A 23,552-nucleotide genomic window follows, 5' to 3' on the forward strand; every position below is an offset into this window, starting at 1 on the left:
AAGGCAGGCGCTGGGTGAGCGCCTGCCTGATCAGGAAGTCTGTTGTGCTGGCTGGATGGTTTGTTTCAGGCAAAGGGCGCGCACCTGGCGGTAGCGTAGCCACAATTTACCGCCATGCCACACGGCAGTGCTGGCCAACAGCAAGGTAGAGATGGCCAGTGCGGTCTGCCAGCTGGCTGGCCAGCGACACCAGGCCAGTGCCGTCAGCAGCCACAGCCCATGCAGGCCGGTCAGCCACCGCACGGCCTGTTCGGAAAGAAAGCCATGGGTGGCGGGTAGTACGCCACGCGGGGGCTGCAAGCGTTGCAGATGCAGCCAGGCCAGAAATGGCGCGATCTTGCCCAGCATGCCCAGCACACAGCCCAGGCCCAATCCTCCCAGCCACAGCACACCGCAATACAGCGGCAGGCTGGTATCGGTGGGCCAGTACAGTGCGGCAGCGGCACACCGCAGACCAAGCAGCAGTGCCAGCATGGCCAGCAGCCAGCTCAGCCACAGGGGGTCTTGCCGCCGACGACAGCGGTGCAACTGATGCAGGGTGAGGCCGGCAAAACAGGCGGCAGGCAGACTGGCGAGTAGCAGCCAACCGTGGGCCTGCTCCTGCTGCCAGATCAGCACCAGCCCAAGCGCCAGCAGCAGTGCCAACTGGCCGGGCAAGAGCTGGCGGGTAAAGGCGGGAAAAGCCGGGGCGATCAGAAACAGCGGAATCACGGTCTGGCTGACGGCCAGCAGCAGGGCCAGCAAGCCGCCAAGTCCCGCCCACAGCACATGGCTGTGCAACAAGGCCATGAACGGCAGGTGTAGCTGCCCACCTAATGTCAGCACCAGCAACAGGCCTAAGGTTAGCGCCACACCCAGCCCGGTCAGCGCCAGCCGCAGCCCCTGGCTGGTGGCGTCACGCGCCGGGCTGCGCCACAAGCCGGGCAGCGCATGCGCCAGCAAGCCCAGCCCGGCGCTGTATGTCAGTAGCGCACCGGCAGTCAGCCATGTCGCGGAAAAGCCATGACTGAAGCCCCAGCACAGGCAGGCCACACCGCCTTGCCAGGCCGGAAATATCCGCCACCACAGCGCCCGTGGCTGCGGGCAGCCCACCCCGGCGGCCACGGCCAGCAATTGCAATACCGCCCCCAGCATGCTGTTGCCCAGCACACCCAGTGCCAACAGGTGGGTGAGGGTGACAATCAGCGGATCAAACCGATTGGCTGCGACGGTGTCGCCCACGAGCAGGGTCAGCCCGGCGATCAGCAGCCAGATCAGGCTGGCCACAAAAAAGCTGCCCGGCAACCAGGGCGGCGGGGCAGCGTCGTAGGACAGCCAGGCCTGGCTCATGGCCGACTCAGAATCAGAATGACCCCACCGTCACCGGACAGTTCGAAACGGAAATCCAGCCCCTGCTGTTGTAACAAGGGCAGCAGCGGGCTGGGGTGATGCGGCAGGATGTAGGCCGCTTGCTGGCCGGGTGCCAGTCCGTCGGCTTCGTCCAGGATGATTTCCATCGGCTGCGGTGGCGGCAGCTGACGCAGGTCGCGCGGGCTCATGCGGCGGCTCCGGCAGCCACCAGATCGGCAAAACCGGCAATGTGCTGGCTGCACATGGGGTAGAGAATGTTTTCTTCTTTCATATTGTGCTGCTGCATCAGGATGAGCAGCGTATCGGCACAGCCCAGATAGTCGCCGGCTTGCTCGGACGACAACAGCTGGGCCATGTCTTGCATCAGTGCGCGCATCTGGCTGTGCTCGTTACGCATTACCACGGTAGGGCCCATCTGGCTGCCGGTGGCGGCTTCGAAGGCTGGAAACAGGCTGTCTTCTTCGAGCGCAAAATGTTGCAGCATGCCAGTGTGAAACGCTTGAAACACGGCGCGGGCCTTGGGCCAGTCGCCCTGGCGTACCGCTGTTTCGGCGATGGCGAAGTCGGCATCGCATAGGCGGTGTTGTTCGGTCAGTTGCTGGATGGCATTCATGGTGCTTTGCCTTGGCTGAGGTTGATGGTGAGCAGTATTGCCTGTTTAGTGCGTCGGCCTGAATGACCCGTATCAAGAAATCTGCGCCTGTTGCCGCAGCGCCTGTAACTGCTGGTGCAGCAGCACCACATTGCCAATCACCAGCAGGGCCGGGCTGCTGATTTCCTGCTGGCTGATCAGCTGGCTTAATTGGTCCAGCTGGCCGCACACGCAGCGCTGCGTTGGGCTGCATGCCTTTTCCACCACCGCCACCGGTGTGGCCGGGTCGCGGCCATGGGCCAGCAATTGGCTGGCGATACGGGCGGCCTCGCCCAGCCCCATATACACCACCAGGGTTTGTCCCGGCTGGCTGTAAAGAGTCCAGTCCAGTTGCTGCTCGCCCTGACGGCGATGGCCGGTGACCAGGCTGCAACCCTGGGCATGATCGCGATGAGTGAGCGGCAGCCCCAGCGCGGCGGCGGCACCCAGCGCCGCGCTGATGCCGGGTACCACCTCGCAAGGGATGCCTGCTTGTGCCAGCGCCAGCATTTCCTCACCACCACGGCCAAACAATAGCGGGTCGCCCCCTTTGAGGCGCACCACGCGCTGGCCGTTGCGGGCAAAGTCGATCAGCAACTGGTTGATGTCCGCTTGCGGCAGTGTATGACGGCTGGCGCGCTTGCCCACGCAGATGCGGCTGGCCTGCGGCGGGGCCAGGCGCAGTATCTGCGGGTCCAGCAGATGGTCGTACAGCAGCACATCCGCCTCGCCCAGTCGCTGCACTGCGCGCAGGGTGAGCAAGTCCGGGTCGCCCGGGCCTGCCCCCACCAGGCAAACACTGCCGGGGGCAAATACCTGGCGGTCTTGAGGGGTGGAAATGATGCTGCCAGCCGGCGTGGGCGGCAGTGTGGGCAGGGCTGGGCGGTACATGCAGACTCCCGGGCAAAGGCTTGCCAAATGACGATGCCGCCAGTGTAGGAAAGTGGGTGGCCGGGAATCGTTGATACGAATCAATGCTATCGGGATGCCCGAATCCGTACATTTCGCCCCAGGTACCGGACTTGCCGGTGCAAGCACTTTGAGGAGGACGTGATGAGCGCGAGCTTCACCAAATCGACGGCCCGCAACATCTTTTACGGTGGGTCGGTGTTCTTTTTCCTGTTGTTCCTGGGGCTGACGCTGGATACCACCATGGCCCTGCCCAGCCATAACGCCAAGGCCAAGCTGACCGATGCGGCCGTGCGCGGCAAGAAAATCTGGGAGACACGCAATTGCGGTGGCTGCCATACCTTGCTGGGCGAGGGAGCGTATTTCGGACCGGAGCTGGGCAATGTCTACGTACGCCGTGGCCCGGATTTCATCAAGGGCTGGATGAAGGCCATGCCCACCAACGTACCCGGTCGCCGCCAGATGCCGCAGTTTCATCTGAACGATGGCGAACTGGACGACGTGGTGGCCTTCCTGAAATACACCTCCGAGATCAATACCAATAACTGGCCGCCCAATATCCAGGGCTGAGCGCACCAGACCAATCGCTGACGGAGATAAACATGAGCAATGCAAGTGCGGCGACGCTAGCGGCTGAACAAGCCCGTGCGCCAGCCCAGATCAAATACCGCTCGCAGGCGGTGGCCAAGCCTTATTTCATGGCAGCCATCGGCCTGTTCATCGGCCAGATCCTGTTTGGCCTGATCATCGGCCTGCAGTATGTCAAAGGGGATTTCCTGTTCCCGGCCATCAGTTTCAGCACCGCGCGCATGGTGCATACCAATTTGCTGATCGTGTGGCTGCTGTTCGGCTTCATGGGGGCGGGTTACTTCCTGATTCCGGAAGAGTGCGAGCGCGAGCTGTACAGCCCCAAGCTGGCCATCATCACCTTCTGGGTGTTTCTGGTGGCCGGCGCGCTGACCATTGTCGGCTACCTGGGCCTGCCCTATAACGTGCTGGCGCACCTGACCGGTAACGACTTGCTGCCCACCATGGGGCGCGGTTACCTGGAGCAGCCGCTCATCACCAAGGTGGGCATCGTGCTGGTGGCCTTGTCCTTTTTGTTCAACCTGTCGATGACGCTGCTGTCCGGCCGTAAGACCAGCATCAGCATCGTGATGCTGCTTGGCTTGTGGGGCCTGGCCATCTTCTTCCTGTTCTCCTTCGTCAACCCCAACAACCTGGTATTGGACAAGTACTTCTGGTGGTGGGTGGTGCATCTGTGGGTGGAAGGCGTGTGGGAGCTGATCATGGGTGCCATGCTGGCCTTCGTGTTGGTGAAGGTAACCGGCGTGGACCGTGAAATCATCGAAAAATGGCTGTACCTGATCATTGCCATGACGCTGATCACCGGCATCATCGGTACCGGTCACCATTACTTCTGGATCGGCACACCGGCCTACTGGCAGGTATGGGGTTCCATCTTCTCCGCGCTGGAGCCGGTGCCCTTCTTCATGATGACCATGTTTGCCTTCAATATGGTCAAGCGTCGCCGCCGCGAACACCCCAACCAGGCCGCCACGCTGTGGGCGCTGGGTACTGGCGTGATGTCCTTCCTGGGTGCTGGTGTGTGGGGTTTTCTGGGTACGCTGTCGGTGGTCAACTACTACACCCACGGCACGCAGCTGACGGCATCGCACGGTCACATGGCCTTCTACGGTGCTTACGCCATGGTGGTGCTGACCATGATTTCCTACACCATGCCGCTGCTGCGTGGCCGTGAAGCCAACAGCCCGCAAGCGCAGAACGTGGAAAAACTGGCGTTCTGGGTGATGACCCTGTCCATCGTCGGCATCACGCTGTGCCTGACTGCTGCCGGGGCCACCCAGGTGTGGCTGCAGCGCATGTCCAGCGCACCGCTGTCCTTCATGGAAACGCAGGAGCATATCATGCCGCTGTACTGGGCACGTCTGGTATGCGGCCTGGGCTTCTTCAGCGGCCTGATGCTGTATCTGATCAGCTTCTTTGTCACCGGCAAGCGTCAAGACTGAGTGATCAAACAGACAAGCGGCCCCTGGTGGGCCGCTTTTTCTTTGGAGCGATTCCATGCGTACTGACAGCCTGCCAATGGAAGACATCCCGCACGACCGCCACGTGCCGGGCGACCTGGCCATGTGGTGTTTCATCCTGGCCGAGCTGGCGGTGTTCGGCGTGTTTTTCCTGGTGTACGGCTATCACCGCTGGCGTGATCCGGCGCTGTTTTCCCACGGTCAGCAGCAGCTGCACCTGCTGCTACCCACGCTCAATACCTTGCTGTTGCTGGCGGGCAGTGCTGCCATCGTGGCTGCGGTACGCGCCTTTGCGCTGAACCGCCAGCGCAGCGGACGGCGCTGGCTGATGTCCACCATGCTGGCCGGTGGCGGTTTTCTGGTGCTCAAGGCCATCGAGCTGGGCGGCAAGTTTGCCGCTGGCATCACCCTGTCCAGCGGCGATTTCTGGATGTTTTACCTGTCGCTCACCGTATTTCACTTTCTGCATGTGGTGCTGGGCATGGTGATTGTGGCCGCCGTGTGGTGGCAGGCCCGCGACGGGCGCTATGCCGGTGCGACCATTGATGGCGTGGAAACCGCCGCCGCCTACTGGCATATGGTGGACCTGGTGTGGATTGTGCTGTTTGCGCTGATTTACGTGGCACGTTAAGCGCCGCAGTTTGTTGGCAGGGCTTATCTGGAATCAAGGCCATGGCCCGGCATGGCCGGTATCGTTGACCCCATGAACACACCCGCCCCCCTTACCCAATGGCTGTTGTGGGCCTGGCTCAGTGGCCTGACCCTGCTGGCCGCCGTCCTGGCCGAAAGCGGCCAGCTGTCACAACACTGGCTGGCACCGCTGGTGCTGGGTTTTGCCTGGCTCAAGGGTTGGGTGGTCATCGAGCGCTACATGGGGCTGTGCCATGCCCCGCACTGGCTGCGCGCCAGCGTGCATGGCTGGCTGCTGCTGGTGACCGGTGTGCTGCTGTTGAGTTTTCGCTAAGGAAAAGCCATGAACGCACCGCTGCGTCCCGAATTGTCCGCCCCCTTCTATCAGCCGCAGGGCGATGAATGCCAGCTGTTTGAAGCCGCCTGGCAGCAGCAGCTGCCGGTGTTGATCAAAGGCCCCACCGGCTGTGGCAAAACCCGCTTTGTCGCCCATATGGCAGCCCGGCTGGGCCTGCCGCTGATTACCGTGTCCTGCCATGACGACCTGTCCGCCGCCGATCTGGTGGGCCGCCATCTGATCGGCGATGGCCAGACGGTATGGTGCGACGGCCCGCTCACCCGCGCGGTGCGCCAGGGTGGCATTTGTTATCTGGACGAAGTAGTGGAAGCGCGCAAGGACACCACCGTGGTGTTGCATCCCCTTACTGACGACCGCCGCATTCTGCCCATCGAACGCACCGGCGAAGTGCTGGTGGCCCCGCCCGGCTTCATGCTGGTGGTGTCCTACAACCCCGGTTACCAGCATGTGCTGAAAACCCTCAAGCCCAGCACGCGCCAGCGCTTTGTCGCCATGAGCTTCGATTTTCCGTCTGCCGAAGTGGAACAGCAGGTGGTGATGCAGGAATCCGGCCTTGCTGCGGCACAGGCGCAGCAGCTGGTGACACTGGCCGGCCAGTTGCGTCGGCTGTCCGGTTACGATCTGGACGAATCGGTCAGCACCCGCTTGCTGGTGTATGCCGCCAAGCTGATGGCATCCGGCATGCGCCCGGCGCTGGCCTGCCGCACCGCGCTGGCCGAACCGTTGAGCGACGAGCCGGACACGGTGGCGGCCCTGCTGGCCATCATTCACACCCAGTTTCCTGCCTGAGCGGGGCCTGTCATGGAAGATATCGTCGGCGGCTGGTGGGACAAACTGGTCAAGCGCGCAGCCTATCGCGGCCATGCCGCCGCAGCGGTGCGGCTGGAGCAGGTGGCACCGCTTGCGCCGGTGTTCTTTCGCGCCATGGGCGGCGACCCGGCCTTGGCCTTGCGTTCCACCGTGGGTACCGAACACGGCGCCCGCCGCCGCTGGCTGGAGCGCCTGTCCGGCACCGGCGAGCGGGTGGAACTGGCCTGGTCCGACCAGCAGGCCTTTTATCTGCCGGAAAAAATCGAGCTGTTCGCCGATGCGGCGCTCAACCGCGAACTGTATTTCTGGCTGATGGCGCTGGCCGCCAGCAACCGGCCCGATGGTGACTGGCTGAATGCCAATCGACAGGCTGCTGCCGCATGCCTGGCCGCCATGCCCGGCCTGGCTGCCAGCTATCAACGGCTGGTGGCCGCCCATCTGCCACAACGGCCAGACCCGGCCCGTCTGCCGCCAGCCGAGGCTGCCTGGGAGCGTGCCATCCGTCAGGCCCTGCTGCAGCCGCAGCAAGCGCTGGACACGCCGCCGCCAGTCCGTGCCCCTTACCCCTTGCCCCTGTGGCTGCACCCGGCCCCGCCCACGCTGGAGCATACCGCCCCGTCTACTGCGCAGGACCCGCAGCAAAGCGGCCCGCGCAGTAAGCCGCAGCAGCGCCAGCGCCGCCGCTACCGTGCCCAGCGCGTGGTACAGGACGAGCGCAAAAACGGCATGCTGATGATTTTCCGCGCCGAAAGCCTGTTTACCTGGGACGAATACGTCAAGGTCAACCGTCATACCGACGAGGATGACGACGACAACGTCGCCGCCGCGGCCGAGGACATGAACCGCCTGTCACTGGCACAGGACGCCCACACCAAGGGCGGCAAGCTCAAGTTTGACCTGGACTTGCCCGCCGCCGCCTGGGACGACACCCCGCTGGGCCCCGGCCTGCTGCTACCGGAGTGGAACTGGAAACAGCAAAGACTGGTTGACGACCACTGCCGCCTGCAACCCATGCTGCCGCGCGATGCCGTCCCCGCCGCCTTGCCCGAGCGCCTGCTGCCACTGGCCCGCCGCCTGCGCCGTCAGTTTCAGGCACTGGCACCGGAGCGCACGCGCAAGAGCGGGCAGGAGTGCGGGCCGGATATCGACATCGACCGCGTCATCCGCTTTCTGGCCGAACGCCACAGCGGTGTCGCCCAGTCCGAACCCGGCCTGTACCAGGCCTGGCCGCCAGGCGAACGCAGCCTGGCCTGCCTGACCCTGGCCGACCTGTCGCTCTCCACCGAAAGCTGGGTAGGGGACGAGGCTGGCCGGGTGATCGACGTCATCCGCGACAGCCTGCTCTTGTTTGCCGAGGCCTTGTCCGCGGCAGGTGACAGCTTTGGCCTGTACGGCTTTTCCTCCATCCGCCGCCAGGAAGTGCGCTTTCAGGTGCTGAAGGATTTTGCCGAACGCTACGACGACAGCACCCGCGGCCGCATTCTGGCCATCCGCCCCGGCTATTACACCCGTATGGGCGCGGCCATCCGCCAGAGCAGCCGCATCCTGCTGCAACAACCGGCTGCGCGTCGCCTGCTGCTTATCATCTCCGACGGCAAGCCCAACGATCTGGACCACTACGAAGGCCGCCACGGCATCGAGGACACCCGCCAGGCCATTCTGGAAGCCCGCCGCGACGGTCTGCTGCCCTTCTGCCTGACCGTAGACCGCGAAGCAGGGGATTATCTGCCCCATCTGTTCGGCCACCGCGGCTATGTGGTGGTGCAACAGGCACAGATGCTGCCCAGCGTGCTCACCCGCTTGTATGCCCATTTGACCGCCTGAGCAGCCCAGCTGCTGTTCAAGCTCAACTCGACTCCAAGGTGTAATCACCTTCTTCACCCGGCCTTGTGCCGGGTTTTTTTTGATATGTGGCAAGTCGCCAGCCAGCCCATGCCCGGACAATGGCAGGCTGCTGCTCAGTCTATTCAGTCAATGGAAAGGAAAACGTCATGGCCCGGAAATTTCCCCTGCACCCGGCGCACCCGGAGCGCATTTGCTGGGGCTGCGACAAATACTGCCCGGCCGACTCCCTGCAATGCGGCAATGGCTCCGGCCGCACTCAGCATCCGGCAGAAGTACTGGGCGAGGACTGGTATGAATACGGCGACTGGGGGCTGGAGGTGGAGCCAGAACAAAAATCGCTGACGCTGCCGAAGAAGGGCTAAGGAAGGTCTGAACAAGTTCCGACCTTCCCATTAAAAACCATTATCTCACTGCCGCAAGGAATAGCGGTGAGCAAGCTGCTGAGCTTCACCAATTTCGGACAGACCGTCAACAAGAAACTGACCCGTCGCAAAATCTTCCCGACTGGAATAGACAATGTCATGAGGTGGAATACGCTCGAAGCCGCAATTACATCTTTCTGTCCCAAGCCCAGCAATGGCGGTCGCCACTATCCCTTGTCCAGCATACTGCGTATTTATTGTCTCTAGCATCTGTGGAATTTCGACATGAAAGCCTATATTGCTGTGGATGCGCGGTCGGGTCTGGTTCATTACCTACACAACCTGCACCCCACCCCGTCCAATACGGCTGACGTAAAGATACTGCTTGTCTGAAATGTAAATGCCCGGTTTCCATCTCCTTTTGAATACTTATCCTGGCCCGGTACTAGCCAAGTTGGTTTACTGATCAGCTGGCACATCACTCAGATGTGCTCTGGCTCACCAAAGTGCAGGCTTATTCAGATCTTTCCTAACCATTACGCAACAGAGAGCACCTCTCAGACTTGTTGACTACAGCTAGTCTTCGTCCATCGTGATATTGGTCGCATCGCTAGTTCACGCCTAATTGGTCGAACCTGTATTGTCTCCCTGAACTGAAATTCATCGGCTAAATAGCCAGTTTATGATGTTTATTATTTTGATTAGCGTAACCATCGTGGAGTCGGTTATGTAACACCATCCACACAACATGCTGAAGCTAAGTTCAGCATACTTGCAGGAAACATTCTGTATTTCAACTTGAAGGAGAAATATCATGGAAGATATATTCAGCTATTTCGAAACTGACGAATCTTCGTTCGATCGTATCAACACGATTGCTTGGTGATTGTTTAACCAGCATGAGGGGAAGGGGCTTTATGCCCCTTTTCTCGCTTTGAGATATTGATATGAATCTATTAAACCAGCCCTCTCTGATCAAATTTGATCGTCAGTTTCCTATCTACAACTTCTTCTTTCCCGGACAAGGAAAAGAAATTTCTAAGGTATCTTTACAGGAAGTACTTGCTCTTGCACAGAATAAAATAAAATCTCGAGCGCTGTACTTTCACATTCCGTTTTGCGACACAATTTGCAATTTTTGTCCATTCACTAGAGGGAAATATTCTAGTAGAGATGCCATTGATCAATATTTTGAATCTTTGATCACCGAAATTAAAATGAAGGCAGATTTGGTTGATCTTAAATATATTCCCATAGGGGCAATTTTCTTTGGTGGTGGTACACCTAGCCTATTGAGTCCAGAACAGATTGTTAAAATTGGTGAGATTATCCGTTCTACATTTAATCTTTCCAATTTGCGCGAATTTTCCTTCGAAATAGAAGCAAAGAGTCTGACGCTAGATCGGGCACAAGCTATGCACGAAATTGGCGTAACGCATCCGAGATTTGGATTGCAAACATTTAGCCCGAAGTGGCGTGAAATGTTTAATTTAACTGCATCTCTTGAGCAGATTTACGATGCGACTGAGTTGCTCAAGAAAATGTTTCCAGTACAGACGTTTGACATCCTCTACGGTATGAGCGGCCAGGATGAGGAAGAGTTAATTGCGGATTTGCATGCGGCAGTGGCTATGGGGACAACAAATATCGATATTTATCCGATTGATAATATTATGACCCAAGTCGGATTACATACAAAGCTTAATGAGGCTAAGCTTGCTCCAACGTCGGCTATGCGTAAATTTAGTATGAATGTACTCATTGATCAATTTATGCGCCACTCCGGCTTTATGCCGCATAATGGACACGGATATGTGCGTACACCTCCAACTTCTGATGTTGTGAGTGATGTGTACTCTTTTGTTTATCATGAGCATGTCTATGGTTATCACAATTTTGATATTTTGGGGTTTGGTTCCAATGCTGTCAGTTCGACCATGGGTCATGTGATTACTAATACCCACGGGAAAAAGTTATATCGTGAGACTCTAGCTGAAAAACGCTTTCCCTGTGTAATTAGTCAGCATGATGTGTCACTTGACTATTCTCGTCCAGTTATTTTGCATTTGGCCTATCACGGCTTTTTAGATAAACGGCAAGTCTTGTGGGGTAAGGTGCATCCAGAAGTTCTCCGAAAGCTTGAGCAATTAAAGCAGGAGGGTCTGGTTGTGGATAATGAGGAATCGATGTTTCTGACTAAGCTTGGCTGGTATTGATATGTCAATATTATGTATTACTTGATGCCAAGAGAGGATCAGTTAGTGATGAATGGTATCGTAGTTGAAAAGTTGAAAGATACTGGACGCAGCTTCACTAAGCGAGAATTACTGTACCCAATCAACTTGTCCTAGTCAGTAATGTAGGTTCGCTATGATAAAAATGCTGCTGCATGAAAAGCCATTTTCCATTTTGCTTGGTGGAAATTTTTTATCAAGAGTTGGCGATGGCGTGCATGATTTTATTTTTATAATCACAGTATTGAAGGTGACTGGTAGTAACCTTGTAATGGCTGGAATTATTTATTTCTTCCGCTTTATTCCATATTTAGTCCTCGGGCCGCTTGGTGGTGCTTTGGCTGATAGGCTAAAACGCAAATCGCTCATGCTGAATGCGGATATTGCTCGTATGTTCATTACTACTGCCTTTTGTAGTCTTCTCATTAGCGACCAAGCTGGTCTAATAGCACTGACGTTGGTTGGTATGCTGATGACCGCATTTCGAACCATATTCCAACCAGCTTTCCAAGCTGCAGTTCCATCATTGGTATCCGCTCAGAACTTACCGACAGCTAACGCTGCGACGCAGATCGTTGCTGAAGCAGGTGGATTAGTTGGTCCCGGATTTGGCGCGGCGGCACTAGCGATTGTTGGACACCCTGGCCTCGTTCTCTTGTTGGATGCTGCAACATACCTTATCTCAGCAATCTGTGTTTGGCTGATTAGTGTTCCTAGCGGTAATGTATCTGAAGTTGGGAAAGGGTTAACGCTAAAATTACTCTACAGTGAGTTTTGGCAGAATATTGTCTATGTGAGAAAAAAATCTCAGTTATATATCACTATTGTATATTCATCAATATGTATCCTTCTTGTAGGAGGGGCACTTCGTATTCTGATTCCTATGATGCTGAAAAGCGAAGGTTATTCGGATAGTATGATTGGTTATGCGATGAGTCTTACTGCGGTTGGGGCTATTGTTGGTGCCGTTGGATTCTCAAAGATAGCCAATGACTTCAGTACCCGCAGTTTGATGCTGTACTGGTGCCTATACGGTATTATGTTATCCATATTGCCAGTTTGCATGTCTAATATGATAACCATTCTCGTGGGGTGTTGCTTGCTTGGTGGAGTCGGCTCGTTTGTCGATGTGATTTTGCCGACAAATATTTACCATTTATCCAATGAAGCCAATCTGGGGAAGAATTTCAGCCTTTTTTCTACGCTTGCCAATACTGGTGAAGCGTTGTCAGGTAGTTTCGCTGGCTTGCTCGTTTTATTCTTCTCCGTTTCGATTGGCGTAACTGTGATAGGTTTATTGATTGCGTCAACTGCATATATTGGTAGGCTAAGTTCGGTGAGGGCACATGAATAGTCCAGCTTTTATTGCGTATGGTCGGCACGTGTTTGTGGATATTTGGGGTGTTGCTCCTGAAATACTTAATAATGTAGTGCGACTTGAAGAGTCTCTGATAACGGCCACAGTCGCAGAAGGTGTGACGGTTCTTGGAACAATGAGAAAAGTTTTTGAGCCAACGGGTGTGACAATTCTTTTGCTACTCGCTGAATCACATGTTTCGCTACACACCTATCCAGATCAGGGTAAAGCGTTCTTCGATGCTTTTACGTGCGGAACAAACTACAATCCCGAAAATATTTTTTACTCTTTCGCGTCGGACTCTATGCCTGGGCATTACAAAATCAAACATATTGAGCGAGGAGTAGAGGGTTCAAATAATGAATATTATTGATATACATCAACCATCGATCATTGCTGCATTAAAGCTAGGATTAGTTCAGCCACAGAAATATTATGAAGCATTGCGAGAATTCGGAGGTGTGGCATCAGTATTTTATGATCATTATATTGATGGTCATGTTGTCGTTGGGTATCACGTTTGTCAAGATATATATCGACGAACTTTTGATTTTGGTCGTGGCCGTTTTTCATTGCCACAAGAGCTTGTCCTAGTGAGTAAGAAAGCTGAATCTGGATACAATCTTATGCGGGAAATGTCGATTTTCCATGATGCAACTGGGACTTACAAATTGCGACGGCAGCGACTTCTCGGAATAGTCGGCCACGCCCAGCACACCTATTTTGAAAACCTGATACAGGCGATTGCTTCTGAATTCATCACAAGTATCCCTTCTGATTCACCGGTTGATATTTTTGCCACATCACTACGTCCATATACCGTGCAATGTGCCAACATGGCTGTTCTCGGAATCGATATAGTACCTGATGAGGTGACTGCAGATGCTCTAGCCGTGGCGTTTTTCTTTGATGGGAAGCGACCTCAAAGGCACCATGTAATTGCTGCATTGGAGGCCGTGGATCGACTAGGTGATTGGATTGCCACTCAGAAGAATATTTCACGTGATCAAGATCTCGAAGTTTTAGCTGATCTAGTACTCCTCTATGTTGCAGCGCACGAAAGTCTTGCATACTTACTCTATACATGTCTTGTACAGTTAAGCAGTAAAGATAGTGTTTCATATCCCTGTACCTTAGAGAGACTGAGCTTGCTCATTACAGAGGCAGTTCGCTTCGATTCACCAATCCAGATGAGTGGCCGTATAGCAAACAATGACGTAACCTTAGGGAATTATGTGATCCGTAAGGGTGAGAAAGTGTATTTACATCTGGGTGCTGCAAATCATGATGAGCGTGTATATGATAATCCATACCAGTTCATCGAAGGACGCGAGCAGGTTCACCTCGGCTTTGGTTGGGGGCCCACAAGATGTGTCGGATCAGCGTATGCGAGTGCATGTGCATTAGAATATCTAACAGCGATTGTTTCAAGGTTTACAGGTCGGACTTTTTTCTTAGAAGGATGTAAGTTCGACCATGGGCTTTCCGCCCGAGGATTGAATTCTGCGATATTTAGTTTTGGTGAGTAGTTGCTGCAGTCTCCTATAATAAATTACGTCATATTTAATCTGTAACAGGAGGTGTTTGTGGTGCAGGTGTCGGGTTGATTTATAGCTTGGGGCGCTGATTGCATCCTGTAGCTAACAACGAGGTGGAATGCTTTGTGTATTTCGCCTTTTATTCTGTAAGGTTTCTATGAGTAAACTATCTTGCATGATTGGCGTGTGTATTTCAATATTGCTTGCGGCTGGAGGAGGGGGCTGTACAAGGTTTTATCAGTCGTGATTTTTGGGGAGGTATGGGTGGTGCTGTGGTGATTATTTTGTTCGTGTGGATTGCCAGATATTACTGGAATATACTGGTGCATGAATATGATGGAAGGCGATCATTAATTAATTACCTTGTAGTTAATATGCCGGGGTTACAGCACACAGACTTTGTCGCACAAATCAGGACTTATGTTCGGTCAGTAGTATGGCGGCACACGCAAGTTTCTCCCTCTCAGATCCCCACTGAAAAGCCTGCATTCAGTCCTTCATTTCACGAAGACAACTACTCTTGGTCGGGCTTGATTGGGCTGTGTCCGAATTAGGCACGCTTTCCCATCGATACTAAAGAACGGCAGGTGGGTATACCGGCTACTCTTGTGATACACAAAAAAGCTTGCGAGATATCCGAATTTTTCTGGAATTTCTTCTGAGTGGTGGACAGATCAAGCCGGCATGGTGCCGGGATATTGCGTGATAGCTGGGATTAAGGATGCGCGGAGACCCTGGCCATGCCATGGTTAAACCGTTGATTCGAATCAAGGAGGGGGATATGCCCGCGGGATGAAGATGCCGGCAACCAAGCATTACTGTCACGCTGGAGCCCTAACCATGAAGACCCCGCGCTTGTCCTGGCTGCCAAGAAGTGTGTTGTTGGCGGCCCTGCCTTTTTCCGTGTTGCAGGCCTGGGCGGATACCGCCACTACCTCGACCTCCGCCCCGGAGGCGAAATACCAGGGCGCTGCCTCGCCGCTGGTTTCCGAGCCGATGCATCAGAACATCAATCCCAAGGCCCCGCCGATGACCGAGGCGGAATTCACCCACGCCAAGCAGATTTACTTCGAACGCTGCGCCGGCTGTCACGGGGTGTTGCGCAAGGGCGCCACCGGCAAGCCGCTGACACCGGACATCACCCTGACGCGGGGCACGGAATACCTCAAGACTTTCATCAAGTACGGTTCGCCCGCCGGCATGCCCAACTGGGGGACTTCCGGCGAGCTGACCGATGCCCAGGTCGACCTGATGGCGCGCTATGTGCAGCAGGAACCGCCCACCCCGCCGGAATTCGGCATGAAGGACATGCTGGCTACCTGGAAGGTGCTGATTCCGCCGGAAAAACGCCCGACGCATAAAGAGAACAATCTGGATGTGGCCAACCTGTTCTCCGTCACCCTGCGCGATGCCGGGCAGATTGCGCTGATCGACGGCAATAGCAAGCAGATTGTCAGCGTGCTGAAAACCGGTTACGCCGTGCATATTTCCCGCCTGTCGCAGTCTGGCCGTTATCTGTACGTGATTGGCCGCGATGGCAAGATCAACCTGATCGACCTGTGGATGGCCAAGCCGGACACCGTGGCGGAAATCCGCATCGGTCTGGAGGCCCGTTCGGTGGAAACCTCCAAGTTCAAGGGCTTTGAAGACAAGCTGGCGGTGGCCGGGGCTTACTGGCCGCCGCAGTACGTGATCATGGATGGCAACAGCCTCAAGCCGCTGAAGATTGTCGGCACCCGTGGCATGACGGTGGATAACGAATACCACCCGGAACCGCGCGTGGCATCCATTGTGGCCAGCCACTACAAGCCGGAATTCGTCATCAATGCCAAGGAAACCGGCAAGATCATGATGGTGAATTATTCCGACCTGTCCAACCTGAAAACCACCACCATCGACGCGGCCAAGTTCCTGCATGACGGCGGTTTCGATACCACCGGCCGTTACTTCATGGTGGCTGCCAATGCCTCCAACAAAGTCGCCGTGGTGGATACCAAGCTGGACAAGCTGGCCGCGCTGGTGGATGTGGGCAAAACCCCGCACCCGGGCCGTGGTGCCAACTTTGTCGACCCGCAATATGGCCCGGTATGGGCCACCGGCCACCTGGGCGACGACAGCATCAGCCTGATCGGCACCGACCCGGACAAGCACAAGGCCCAGGCCTGGAAAGTGGTGCGGGTGCTCAAAGGGCAGGGTGGTGGTTCGCTGTTTATCAAGACCCACCCCAAATCACACAATCTGTGGGTGGATACCGCGCTGAACCCGGATGCCGCCGTCAGCCAGAGCGCTGCCGTGTTTGACATCAACCATCTGGACAAGGGCTTTGTCACCCTGCCGATTGGCGAGTGGTCTGGCCTGGGCGATGGTGCCAAGCGCGTGCTGCAACCGGAGTACAACAAGGATGGCAGCGAGGTGTGGTTCTCGGTGTGGAGCGGCAAGGACAAGCAGTCTGCCATCGTGGTGGTGGACGACAAAACCCGCAAGCTCAAGGCCGTGATCAAGGACCCGCGCCTGATCACCCCCACCGGCAAGTTCAATGTGTTCAACACCCAGCACGATATTTATTGATTTGAGATAAGTCGTCGCCGTCATTTCACTGTTGAAATCCGGTAGACCGTACGAGGTCTGCTGGAACAAGGAGAGCAGCATGAAACATGTACTGATTGCGCTGGCCCTGTGTGGGACTGTTTCTGCCTCGCTGGCCCAGGCGGCCAGCGGGCCGGAACTGGCCAAACAATACAACTGCCTGGCCTGCCACAGCGTGGATGCCAAGCTGGTTGGCCCGTCCTACAAGCAGGTGGCTGCCAAATACAAGGGGCAGGATGTCACCGCCAAGCTGATGCAGAAGGTGAAGGCGGGTGGTTCCGGCAGCTTTGGTGCCATTCCGATGTCGCCGAATCCGCAAGTGCCGGATGCCGACCTCAAGCAGCTGGTGACATGGATTCTGGCCCAGTAAGACGCAGGCTGTGGCTGGCGGGATTATCGGCACTGCTGGCAGCCAGCCTGTGCCAGCAGGCTGCCGCAGCCCCAGCCGAAGCGCGCGCCGCAGTCTTGCTGCAACTGCTACATAAGGACTGCGGTGCCTGCCACGGGCTTAGCCTGAAAGGCGGGCTGGGCAGCCCGCTCACCCCCCAGGCGCTGGCCGGCAAACCGGCTGACAGCCTGGTGGCCACCATTCTGAATGGCCGCCCCGGCACCCCCATGCCGCCGTGGCGGCCTTTCCTTTCCGAAGAAGAAGCACAATGGCTGGTTCAACTCTTGCAACAGGGCGGCGCACGCTAGCCGGTCTGCTGGCTCCCTTGCTATGTCTGGCGCTGGCTGGCTGTGCCAGTACGCCACCCTTGCGTGGCACGGGCAATCTGGGCGTGGTGATCGAACGCGCCAGCGGCAGCGTGCAGATTATCGACAACAGCCATGAGCAGGCGCTGGCGCGGGTGCAGGGCCTGGGCGATCTGTCGCATGCCTCGGTGGTGTTTTCCCCGGATGCCCGCTATGCCTATGTGTTTGGCCGCGATGGTGCCATCAGCAAGGTGGACTTGCTCACCGCCCGGCTGGTGAAACGGGTGGAGCAAGCCAGCAACAGCATAGGCGGTGCCATTTCCAGCGATGGCCGGGTGATTGCCGCGCAAAACTACAGCCCCGGCGGGGTGAAACTTTTTGATGCCGACAGCCTGACCTTGCTGGCCAGCGTTCCGGCCGCTGCCGGGCCCAATGGCCAGCCCTCGCGCGTAGTGGGCCTTGCCGACCTGCCCGGCAAGCGTTTTGCCTATGCGCTGTTCGATGCCGATGAAATCGACGTGCTGGACGCCAGCACGCCTGCCGCGCCGAAAATCCAGCGCTTCCAGCATATCGGCAAGCAGCCTTATGACGGACTAGCCAGCAGCGATGGCCGCTATTTCATTGCCGGGCTGTATGGCGAAGACGGCCTGGCCTTGCTGGATAGCTGGCATGCCGACGCCGGTGTACGGCGCATTCTGGCTGGCTATGGCCGTGGCCGGCAAACCCTGCCGGTATACAAGATGCCGCATTTGCGCGGCTGGTCGATTGCCGGGGATTACGCCTTCCTGCCCGCCATCGGTCAGCATGAGGTGCTGGTGGCCGACAATCGCAGCTGGGCACAGGTAGCCAGCGTGCCGGTGCTGGGCCAGCCGGTATTCGTGATGGCCGAGCCGGGCGGGCGACGGGTGTGGGTCAACTTTGCCTTTCCTGATAACGACAAGGTGCAGGTGATTGATGTGCCGACCCGCTTGGTCATCAAAACCCTGCAACCGGGCCGTGCCATCCTGCACATGGAATTCACCCCCCGTGGCGATGCGGTGTGGCTGTCCAGCCGCGACGACAACAAGCTGGTGGTGATCGACACCGCCACGCTCACCGTGCGCCGCACACTGCCGTCGCTGGAGCCATCCGGTATTTTCTTCAGCAGCCGTGCCAGCAGGATGGGGATGTGATGCCAGATCAGCCAAGCCCGACCGTGCTGTCTGCGCGCAGCCTGCAGGCGCTGGACCGGTGCCAGAAGCAGTTTCCGCTCAGTGCCACGCCCTTTGCCGACATGGCCGCCATGTTGGGCGATGGCTGGACGGCCAGCGAGCTGATGCAGTTGCTGCACGAGGCGCAACAGGCCGGTCTGCTGTCGCGGCTGGGGGCGGTGTTTGCCCCCAATACCGTGGGCAGCAGCACGCTGGCCGCACTGGCCGTGCCGCCGGAGCGGCTGGATGCGGTGGCCGCCTTTGTCAGCAGCCATGCCGAGGTCAACCACAACTACCAGCGCGAGCATCACTTCAACCTGTGGTTCGTGGTAACGGCCAGCGATGCCGCCGCCGTGGCCGAGGTGCTGTCGCGCATTCATCTGGCTACCGCGCTGGTGCCGCTCAATCTGCCCTTGCTGCGCGAATACCATATCGACCTGGGTTTTGCGCTGGATGGCAGCATGGTAGAGCGTGAACCACAACGTCAGCCAGACCCTATCCACCCGGACTGGCGGCAGCAGCGCCTGCTGGCCGCCTTGCGTGATGGCCTGCCGCTGCAATTGCGCCCCTTCCAGTTGCTGGCCAGCCGCTGCGGTCTGACCGAACCGGAGGTGCTACAGCAGTTGCAGGACTGGCAAACCCGTGGCGTGCTGCGGCGCTTTGGCGCAGTACTGCGCCATGCCGAGCTGGGCTATCGCCACAACGCCATGTGCGTGTGGCAGATCGACGATGCCGCCAGCCGCGCAGCCATCGCCTGCCAGTTGGCGACAGAACCGGCGGTGACGCTGTGCTACGAACGCCCGGCACGGCCGCCGCATTGGCCTTATCAGCTGTTTTGCATGATTCACGCCAGTGATGCCGCCAGCCTGCACGCCATGCTGGACGATCTGATCCGGCGTCATGGTTTGCAGACCTTTCCACACGCGGTTTTGCCCTCGATACAACGCTACACCCAACGCGGAGCCTGTTATGGCCATCACGCATAGCCGGGCTGCACTCAACCCGCTGGAAACCTGCATCGTCAACCAGCTGCAAGGCGGCTTTCCGCTCACCAGCCAGCCCTTTGCCCATGCCGCCGCCACCCTCGGTTGCAGCGAGCTGGCCTTGCGGCAAGGGCTGGATGGCCTGCTGCAACGTCAGGTGCTCACCCGCTTTGGCCCGCTCTACCAGATAGAACGCATGGGTGGCTGCTTTGTGCTGGCGGCACTGGCTGTGCCACCGGCGCGCTTTGACGAGGTGGCGGCGGCGGTCAACAGCCTGCCTGCGGTGGCGCACAACTATCAGCGCACGCATAAGTTGAACATGTGGTTTGTGCTGGCGGCCGCCAGCCAGGCCGGGATTTCCGCCGCCTGCAGCGCCATCGAACTACTCACTGGCCTCACCGTGCATGCCTTTCCCAAGCAGCGCGAATACTTTGTCGGCATGCGTTTTACCGTGGGTGGCCAGGCGGCGGTAGGGCAGGCCAGTGCCGCGCGGGGCAGTGTGGATGAACCGCTCATGGCACCGGAACTGGACGAAAACGACTGGCGGTTGATCCGCGCCACTCAGGCTGGTCTGCCCTTGGTGGAGCAGCCCTACCGCCAGCTGGCCGACAGCCTGCAATTGCCAGAGCAGGAGGTATTGACCCGACTGGGCCGCATGCTGGAGCAGGGGGTGATACGCCGCATCGGCGCGGTGCCCAATCACTATGCCATCGGCTACCGCGCCAACGGCATGGCGGTGTTTGATGTGGCGGATGAGCTGGTAGACCAGCTGGGTCAGCAACTGGGCCGACTCGATTGCGTCAGCCATTGCTATCGCCGTCCACGCCATCTGCCGCACTGGCCGTACAACCTGTTTGCCATGGTGCATGGCGACAATCGCCGTGCCGTACGCGAACAGCAGGCCGCGCTATTGCAATTGCTGGGCCCGGCCTGCCGCCGCCATGCGCTGCTGTTTTCCACCCGCATCCTGAAGAAGTCCGGCCTGCGGGTGTAAGCCGGGATTGATCCCGTTGATACGGGTCAAGGAGACGGGCCGGGGGCGGCCTGCACACTGATGGCCATCACCATTGCCGGAGCCAGCCATGCTGCGCCTGACACCCTATCTGCAAAGCCTGCTGGACCCGGCCGCCGCCCCCGCCCGCAGCGGCAAACCCGGCGGCCCGGTGGTGATCTGGAACCTGATCCGCCGCTGCAACCTTACCTGCCAGCATTGTTACTCCACCTCGGCCAACAAGGATTTCCTGGGTGAACTGAGTACGGCAGAAGCCTGCGCGGTGATGGACGATTTGTACGCCTTTGGCGTGCGGGTGCTGATTCTGTCCGGCGGCGAGCCACTGCTGCGGCCGGATATTTTCGAGCTGGCCGCCCGCGCCAAGGCCATGGGTTTTTATGTGGGCCTGTCCAGCAACGGCACGCTGATTGACGAGCGCAATATCTCGGCGCTGGCCGCGGTCGGCTTCGACTATGTCGGCGTCAGCCTGGATGGCATTGGTGCCACCCACGACCGCTTCCGCCGCCTGGCCGGTGGCTACGAACTGGCCTTGCACGGCATGCGACTGGCGCGCGATGCCGGCCTCAAGGTGGGCCTGCGCTACACCATGACCGAAGATAATGCCGACGACCTGCCCGCACTGCTGCAATTGCTGGCGGTGGAGGATATAGCCAAGTTCTATTTTTCCCATCTCAACTATGCCGGGCGCGGCAACAAGCACCGGGCCGATGATGCCCGTCAGCCACGCACGCGTTGGGCGATGGATTTGCTGATCGAGTCCTGTCTGCAACACATTCGCGCGGGCAAGCCGCGCGATTTTGTCACCGGCAATAACGACGCCGATGCGGTTTACCTGCTGCACTGGGCTGCGCGGCATTACCCGGCGCAGGCGGCGCAGCTGCGGCAGCGCCTGCTGGCCTGGGGCGGTAACGCCAGCGGGGTGAACGTCGCCAATATCGACAATCTGGGCAATGTGCACCCGGACACCATGTGGTGGAAGGTGCAGCTTGGCAATGTGCGCCAGCGGCCGTTTTCCGCCATCTGGCAGGATGAATCCCATCCCTTGATGGCCGGACTGCGCCAGTCGCCACGGCCGGTGCAAGGGCGCTGCGCTGCCTGTCAGCATCTGGCCATCTGCAATGGCAATACCCGGGTACGCGCCTGGGAGCTGACCGGCAATTTCTGGGCAGCAGATCCGGCCTGTTATCTGAGCGATGAAGAAGTGGGCGTGGCCAGCGGCGTGCATGCGCTGGCACCGCTGACACCATGGCAGAGGGAGACAGCATGATGAAACGCTGGTTAGTCTTGTTCGGCATGGCGCTTAGAGCCGCTAGCAAAAACCCTTCTGCTACGTTGCGCCTCCTTGCCGTACCCTTGTACTGTCGGCGTCGGCACGCCTTGCCCCAGGGACGCTACGCTATTTTGTTAGCCGCTCTTAGCCTGCCGCTGCATGCCGCCCCCGCCGCCGACATGGACCCATCCGCTGCCGCGCAGTTATACGGCCAGCATTGCCAAAGCTGCCACGGCGCGGACCGCTTGGGCGGCATGGGCCCGGCCTTGCTGCCGGAAAGCCTGGAGCGGCTGAAACCCGCCGAAATCAGCAACACCATCCGCCAGGGGCGCAGCGCCACCCAGATGGCCGGTTTTGCCGACCGGCTGAGTGATGAGCAGATCCGCCAGCTGACGGCCTATGTACAAAGCAGCCCGACCACGCCGCCGCGCTGGAGTGATGTCGACATGCGCGCCTCGCACCGCCAGCCGGTGGCACTCTCCAGCCTGCTGGCCAAGCCGCAATACACAGCCAATCCGCTCAACCTGTTTGTGGTGGTGGAGGCGGGCGACCACCATGTCACGGTGCTGGATGGCGACCGCTTCCAGCCCATTACCCGTTTTGCCAGCCACTATGCCGTGCATGGCGGCCCCAAGTTTTCGCCTGATGGCCGCTTTGTCTATTTTTCCAGCCGCGATGGCTGGGTGACCCAGTACGACCTGTACAGCCTGCAAGTGGTGGCGGATATCCGCGTGGGCTTGAACACCCGCAATATCGCGGTATCAGACGACGGCAACTGGATTCTGGCCGGCAACACCCTGCCGCAAACGCTGGTGCTGCTGGACGCCCACGGCCTGGCCCCGGTGAAAACCATTGCGGTGCGCGATGCTGCCGGTCGCCCGTCGCGAGTGTCCGCCGTGTACGAAGCCGCGCCGCGTCACAGCTTTGTGGTGGCCCTGAAAGATGTGCCGGAGCTATGGGAAATCAGCTACGACCGCCACGCCGCGCCGGTTTACCCCGGCCTGGTGCACGACTACCAGATGGGCGAGGCGCTGGCGCAGCCGGGCTTTCTTTCCCCGCGCGTGACGCCGCTGTCCATGGTGCTGGACGACTTTTACTTTGACCCGTCTTATCAGCATGTGTTGGGTGCTTCTCGCAGCGGGCAGGCGCAGGTGATCAGCCTGGACAGCCGCAGCAAGGTGGCGGACCTGCCGCTGGATGGCATGCCGCATCTGGGTTCCGGTATCAGCTTCGAGCGCGATGGCCATCGCATCATGGCTACACCTAATCTCAAGGGTGGCCAGCTCAGTTTCGTTGACATGGATAGCTGGCAGCTGATCAAACAGGTGCAGTTGCCGGGGCCGGGCTTCTTTCTGCGCAGCCACGAAAACACGCCTTATGCCTGGGCCGATTCCATGATGAGCGCACACAAGGACACGCTGTCCATCATCGACAAGCGCAGCCTCAGCGTGGTGCGCCAGCTGGTATTGCGGCCGGGCAAGACCACCGCCCACGTGGAATTCACCCGTGATGGCCGTTATGCGCTGGTGTCGGTGATGGAAAACCCGGGCGAGCTGATTGTGGTGGATGCGCAAACCCTGCGCGAAGTGGCGGCGCTGCCCATGGCCAAACCCATCGGCAAATACAATGTGTTCAACAAGGTCAATCGTTCGGAAGGGACCAGTCACTGAGGCCCGCAGTCCTTGAAACCACCGAACGCCAGCGCGCATGCGCCATGCTGGTTCTACGCCGATTGGCGTAGTTGCC

24 protein-coding genes are annotated in these 23,552 nt (G+C 58.2%); 19 read left to right on the plus strand and 5 right to left on the minus strand.

Annotation, left to right across the window (positions count from 1 at the left end; translation table 11 throughout):
• Positions 1-30 precede the first annotated feature (30 nt).
• The 4 genes from HWX34_RS13220 to cobA all read right to left on the minus strand — a co-directional run bounded on the left by HWX34_RS13220 (position 31) and on the right by cobA (position 2,872).
• The gene (locus tag HWX34_RS13220) at positions 31-1,329 is read right to left on the minus strand and encodes a hypothetical protein (protein WP_178972678.1); all 1,299 of its coding nucleotides are present in this window, start codon (positions 1,327-1,329) and stop codon (positions 31-33) included.
• Positions 1,326-1,538: a DUF2249 domain-containing protein gene (locus tag HWX34_RS13225; protein ID WP_045846230.1), complete on the minus strand. Its 213-nt coding sequence runs from the start codon at positions 1,536-1,538 to the stop codon at positions 1,326-1,328. Before HWX34_RS13225 ends, HWX34_RS13220 begins: the two co-directional genes overlap by 4 nt.
• The gene (locus HWX34_RS13230) at positions 1,535-1,963 is read right to left on the minus strand and encodes a hemerythrin domain-containing protein (RefSeq protein WP_178972679.1); all 429 of its coding nucleotides are present in this window, start codon (positions 1,961-1,963) and stop codon (positions 1,535-1,537) included. The genes HWX34_RS13225 and HWX34_RS13230 overlap by 4 nt, the downstream gene beginning before the upstream one ends.
• A gap of 72 nt (positions 1,964-2,035) precedes the next feature.
• Positions 2,036-2,872, minus strand: a complete 837-nt coding sequence (gene cobA, locus HWX34_RS13235) for a uroporphyrinogen-III C-methyltransferase (RefSeq protein ID WP_178972680.1) — start codon at positions 2,870-2,872, stop codon at positions 2,036-2,038.
• Between the two features lie 162 nt (positions 2,873-3,034).
• On the opposite strand from cobA, the gene HWX34_RS13240 reads away from it, so the two are divergent.
• The 7 genes from HWX34_RS13240 (at position 3,035) to HWX34_RS13270 (ending at position 8,943) form a co-directional block, all read left to right on the plus strand.
• Entirely contained in the window at positions 3,035-3,460 is a 426-nt protein-coding gene (locus tag HWX34_RS13240; protein ID WP_178972681.1) for a cytochrome c, read from the plus strand.
• A gap of 32 nt (positions 3,461-3,492) precedes the next feature.
• Positions 3,493-4,920 (plus strand): cbb3-type cytochrome c oxidase subunit I, encoded by a 1,428-nt coding sequence (locus tag HWX34_RS13245; RefSeq protein ID WP_218645173.1) that lies wholly within the window; start codon positions 3,493-3,495, stop codon positions 4,918-4,920.
• A gap of 55 nt (positions 4,921-4,975) precedes the next feature.
• A complete protein-coding gene (locus tag HWX34_RS13250; RefSeq protein ID WP_178972682.1) occupies positions 4,976-5,569 on the plus strand; it encodes a cytochrome c oxidase subunit 3 in 594 nt (197 codons plus the stop codon).
• A 51-nt stretch (positions 5,570-5,620) separates the two neighbouring features.
• Positions 5,621-5,902: a cytochrome C oxidase subunit IV family protein gene (locus HWX34_RS13255; RefSeq protein ID WP_255496718.1), complete on the plus strand. Its 282-nt coding sequence runs from the start codon at positions 5,621-5,623 to the stop codon at positions 5,900-5,902.
• 9 nt (positions 5,903-5,911) lie between these two features.
• Positions 5,912-6,715 (plus strand): CbbQ/NirQ/NorQ/GpvN family protein, encoded by an 804-nt coding sequence (locus tag HWX34_RS13260; RefSeq protein WP_045846236.1) that lies wholly within the window; start codon positions 5,912-5,914, stop codon positions 6,713-6,715.
• A 12-nt stretch (positions 6,716-6,727) separates the two neighbouring features.
• Positions 6,728-8,560 (plus strand): nitric oxide reductase activation protein NorD, encoded by a 1,833-nt coding sequence (locus tag HWX34_RS13265; protein ID WP_178972683.1) that lies wholly within the window; start codon positions 6,728-6,730, stop codon positions 8,558-8,560.
• Positions 8,561-8,727: 167 nt separating this feature from the next.
• A complete protein-coding gene (locus HWX34_RS13270) occupies positions 8,728-8,943 on the plus strand; it encodes a DUF3079 domain-containing protein (RefSeq protein ID WP_178972684.1) in 216 nt (71 codons plus the stop codon).
• 45 nt (positions 8,944-8,988) lie between these two features.
• Here HWX34_RS13270 and HWX34_RS13275 read toward each other — a convergent pair whose 3' ends face one another.
• Positions 8,989-9,273 carry a hypothetical protein gene (locus HWX34_RS13275; protein WP_178972685.1) on the minus strand — a complete coding sequence of 95 codons (285 nt, stop codon included), beginning with the start codon at positions 9,271-9,273 and terminating at the stop codon, positions 8,989-8,991.
• A gap of 617 nt (positions 9,274-9,890) precedes the next feature.
• On the opposite strand from HWX34_RS13275, the gene HWX34_RS13280 reads away from it, so the two are divergent.
• The 12 genes from HWX34_RS13280 to HWX34_RS13335 all read left to right on the plus strand — a co-directional run bounded on the left by HWX34_RS13280 (position 9,891) and on the right by HWX34_RS13335 (position 23,476).
• A complete protein-coding gene (locus HWX34_RS13280) occupies positions 9,891-11,159 on the plus strand; it encodes a radical SAM protein (protein WP_218645174.1) in 1,269 nt (422 codons plus the stop codon).
• A 163-nt stretch (positions 11,160-11,322) separates the two neighbouring features.
• Complete coding sequence (locus HWX34_RS13285; RefSeq protein WP_218645175.1) at positions 11,323-12,531, plus strand: MFS transporter; 1,209 nt, start codon at positions 11,323-11,325, stop codon at positions 12,529-12,531.
• Positions 12,524-12,907: an adenosylmethionine decarboxylase gene (speD, locus tag HWX34_RS13290; protein WP_178972687.1), complete on the plus strand. Its 384-nt coding sequence runs from the start codon at positions 12,524-12,526 to the stop codon at positions 12,905-12,907. Before HWX34_RS13285 ends, speD begins: the two co-directional genes overlap by 8 nt.
• A complete protein-coding gene (locus HWX34_RS13295) occupies positions 12,894-14,063 on the plus strand; it encodes a cytochrome P450 (RefSeq protein WP_178972688.1) in 1,170 nt (389 codons plus the stop codon). The genes speD and HWX34_RS13295 overlap by 14 nt, the downstream gene beginning before the upstream one ends.
• A gap of 849 nt (positions 14,064-14,912) precedes the next feature.
• A complete protein-coding gene (locus HWX34_RS13300; protein ID WP_178972689.1) occupies positions 14,913-16,640 on the plus strand; it encodes a nitrite reductase in 1,728 nt (575 codons plus the stop codon).
• Between the two features lie 79 nt (positions 16,641-16,719).
• Positions 16,720-17,028, plus strand: coding sequence for a c-type cytochrome (locus HWX34_RS13305; protein ID WP_178972690.1), 309 nt, complete (start codon positions 16,720-16,722; stop codon positions 17,026-17,028).
• Positions 17,010-17,354 (plus strand): cytochrome c, encoded by a 345-nt coding sequence (locus HWX34_RS13310; protein ID WP_178972691.1) that lies wholly within the window; start codon positions 17,010-17,012, stop codon positions 17,352-17,354. Before HWX34_RS13305 ends, HWX34_RS13310 begins: the two co-directional genes overlap by 19 nt.
• Entirely contained in the window at positions 17,315-18,523 is a 1,209-nt protein-coding gene (locus tag HWX34_RS13315) for a cytochrome D1 domain-containing protein (protein WP_178972692.1), read from the plus strand. Before HWX34_RS13310 ends, HWX34_RS13315 begins: the two co-directional genes overlap by 40 nt.
• Positions 18,523-19,527, plus strand: a complete 1,005-nt coding sequence (locus tag HWX34_RS13320) for an Lrp/AsnC family transcriptional regulator (RefSeq protein ID WP_178972693.1) — start codon at positions 18,523-18,525, stop codon at positions 19,525-19,527. Before HWX34_RS13315 ends, HWX34_RS13320 begins: the two co-directional genes overlap by 1 nt.
• Positions 19,511-20,518: an Lrp/AsnC family transcriptional regulator gene (locus HWX34_RS13325; protein ID WP_178972694.1), complete on the plus strand. Its 1,008-nt coding sequence runs from the start codon at positions 19,511-19,513 to the stop codon at positions 20,516-20,518. The genes HWX34_RS13320 and HWX34_RS13325 overlap by 17 nt, the downstream gene beginning before the upstream one ends.
• Positions 20,519-20,606: 88 nt before the next feature.
• Complete coding sequence (gene nirJ / locus HWX34_RS13330) at positions 20,607-21,803, plus strand: heme d1 biosynthesis radical SAM protein NirJ (RefSeq protein WP_178972695.1); 1,197 nt, start codon at positions 20,607-20,609, stop codon at positions 21,801-21,803.
• Positions 21,804-21,937: 134 nt separating this feature from the next.
• Positions 21,938-23,476 (plus strand): cytochrome D1 domain-containing protein, encoded by a 1,539-nt coding sequence (locus HWX34_RS13335; protein ID WP_255496720.1) that lies wholly within the window; start codon positions 21,938-21,940, stop codon positions 23,474-23,476.
• Positions 23,477-23,552 lie beyond the last annotated feature (76 nt).

This window comes from Aquitalea sp. LB_tupeE (assembly GCF_013391415.1).
Lineage (GTDB): Bacteria > Pseudomonadota > Gammaproteobacteria > Burkholderiales > Chromobacteriaceae > Aquitalea.

Coding starts and splice junctions, on each gene's coding strand:
- HWX34_RS13220 (WP_178972678.1), bottom strand. CDS start 1,329: ATGAGCCAGGCCTGGCTGTCCTACGACGCTGCCCCGCCGCCCTGGTTG.
- HWX34_RS13225 (WP_045846230.1), bottom strand. CDS start 1,538: ATGAGCCCGCGCGACCTGCGTCAGCTGCCGCCACCGCAGCCGATGGAA.
- HWX34_RS13230 (WP_178972679.1), bottom strand. CDS start 1,963: ATGAATGCCATCCAGCAACTGACCGAACAACACCGCCTATGCGATGCC.
- cobA (WP_178972680.1), bottom strand. CDS start 2,872: ATGTACCGCCCAGCCCTGCCCACACTGCCGCCCACGCCGGCTGGCAGC.
- HWX34_RS13240 (WP_178972681.1), top strand. CDS start 3,035: ATGAGCGCGAGCTTCACCAAATCGACGGCCCGCAACATCTTTTACGGT.
- HWX34_RS13245 (WP_218645173.1), top strand. CDS start 3,493: ATGAGCAATGCAAGTGCGGCGACGCTAGCGGCTGAACAAGCCCGTGCG.
- HWX34_RS13250 (WP_178972682.1), top strand. CDS start 4,976: ATGCGTACTGACAGCCTGCCAATGGAAGACATCCCGCACGACCGCCAC.
- HWX34_RS13255 (WP_255496718.1), top strand. CDS start 5,621: ATGGCCGGTATCGTTGACCCCATGAACACACCCGCCCCCCTTACCCAA.
- HWX34_RS13260 (WP_045846236.1), top strand. CDS start 5,912: ATGAACGCACCGCTGCGTCCCGAATTGTCCGCCCCCTTCTATCAGCCG.
- HWX34_RS13265 (WP_178972683.1), top strand. CDS start 6,728: ATGGAAGATATCGTCGGCGGCTGGTGGGACAAACTGGTCAAGCGCGCA.
- HWX34_RS13270 (WP_178972684.1), top strand. CDS start 8,728: ATGGCCCGGAAATTTCCCCTGCACCCGGCGCACCCGGAGCGCATTTGC.
- HWX34_RS13275 (WP_178972685.1), bottom strand. CDS start 9,273: ATGAACCAGACCCGACCGCGCATCCACAGCAATATAGGCTTTCATGTC.
- HWX34_RS13280 (WP_218645174.1), top strand. CDS start 9,891: ATGAATCTATTAAACCAGCCCTCTCTGATCAAATTTGATCGTCAGTTT.
- HWX34_RS13285 (WP_218645175.1), top strand. CDS start 11,323: ATGCTGCTGCATGAAAAGCCATTTTCCATTTTGCTTGGTGGAAATTTT.
- speD (WP_178972687.1), top strand. CDS start 12,524: ATGAATAGTCCAGCTTTTATTGCGTATGGTCGGCACGTGTTTGTGGAT.
- HWX34_RS13295 (WP_178972688.1), top strand. CDS start 12,894: ATGAATATTATTGATATACATCAACCATCGATCATTGCTGCATTAAAG.
- HWX34_RS13300 (WP_178972689.1), top strand. CDS start 14,913: ATGAAGACCCCGCGCTTGTCCTGGCTGCCAAGAAGTGTGTTGTTGGCG.
- HWX34_RS13305 (WP_178972690.1), top strand. CDS start 16,720: ATGAAACATGTACTGATTGCGCTGGCCCTGTGTGGGACTGTTTCTGCC.
- HWX34_RS13310 (WP_178972691.1), top strand. CDS start 17,010: ATGGATTCTGGCCCAGTAAGACGCAGGCTGTGGCTGGCGGGATTATCG.
- HWX34_RS13315 (WP_178972692.1), top strand. CDS start 17,315: ATGGCTGGTTCAACTCTTGCAACAGGGCGGCGCACGCTAGCCGGTCTG.
- HWX34_RS13320 (WP_178972693.1), top strand. CDS start 18,523: ATGCCAGATCAGCCAAGCCCGACCGTGCTGTCTGCGCGCAGCCTGCAG.
- HWX34_RS13325 (WP_178972694.1), top strand. CDS start 19,511: ATGGCCATCACGCATAGCCGGGCTGCACTCAACCCGCTGGAAACCTGC.
- nirJ (WP_178972695.1), top strand. CDS start 20,607: ATGCTGCGCCTGACACCCTATCTGCAAAGCCTGCTGGACCCGGCCGCC.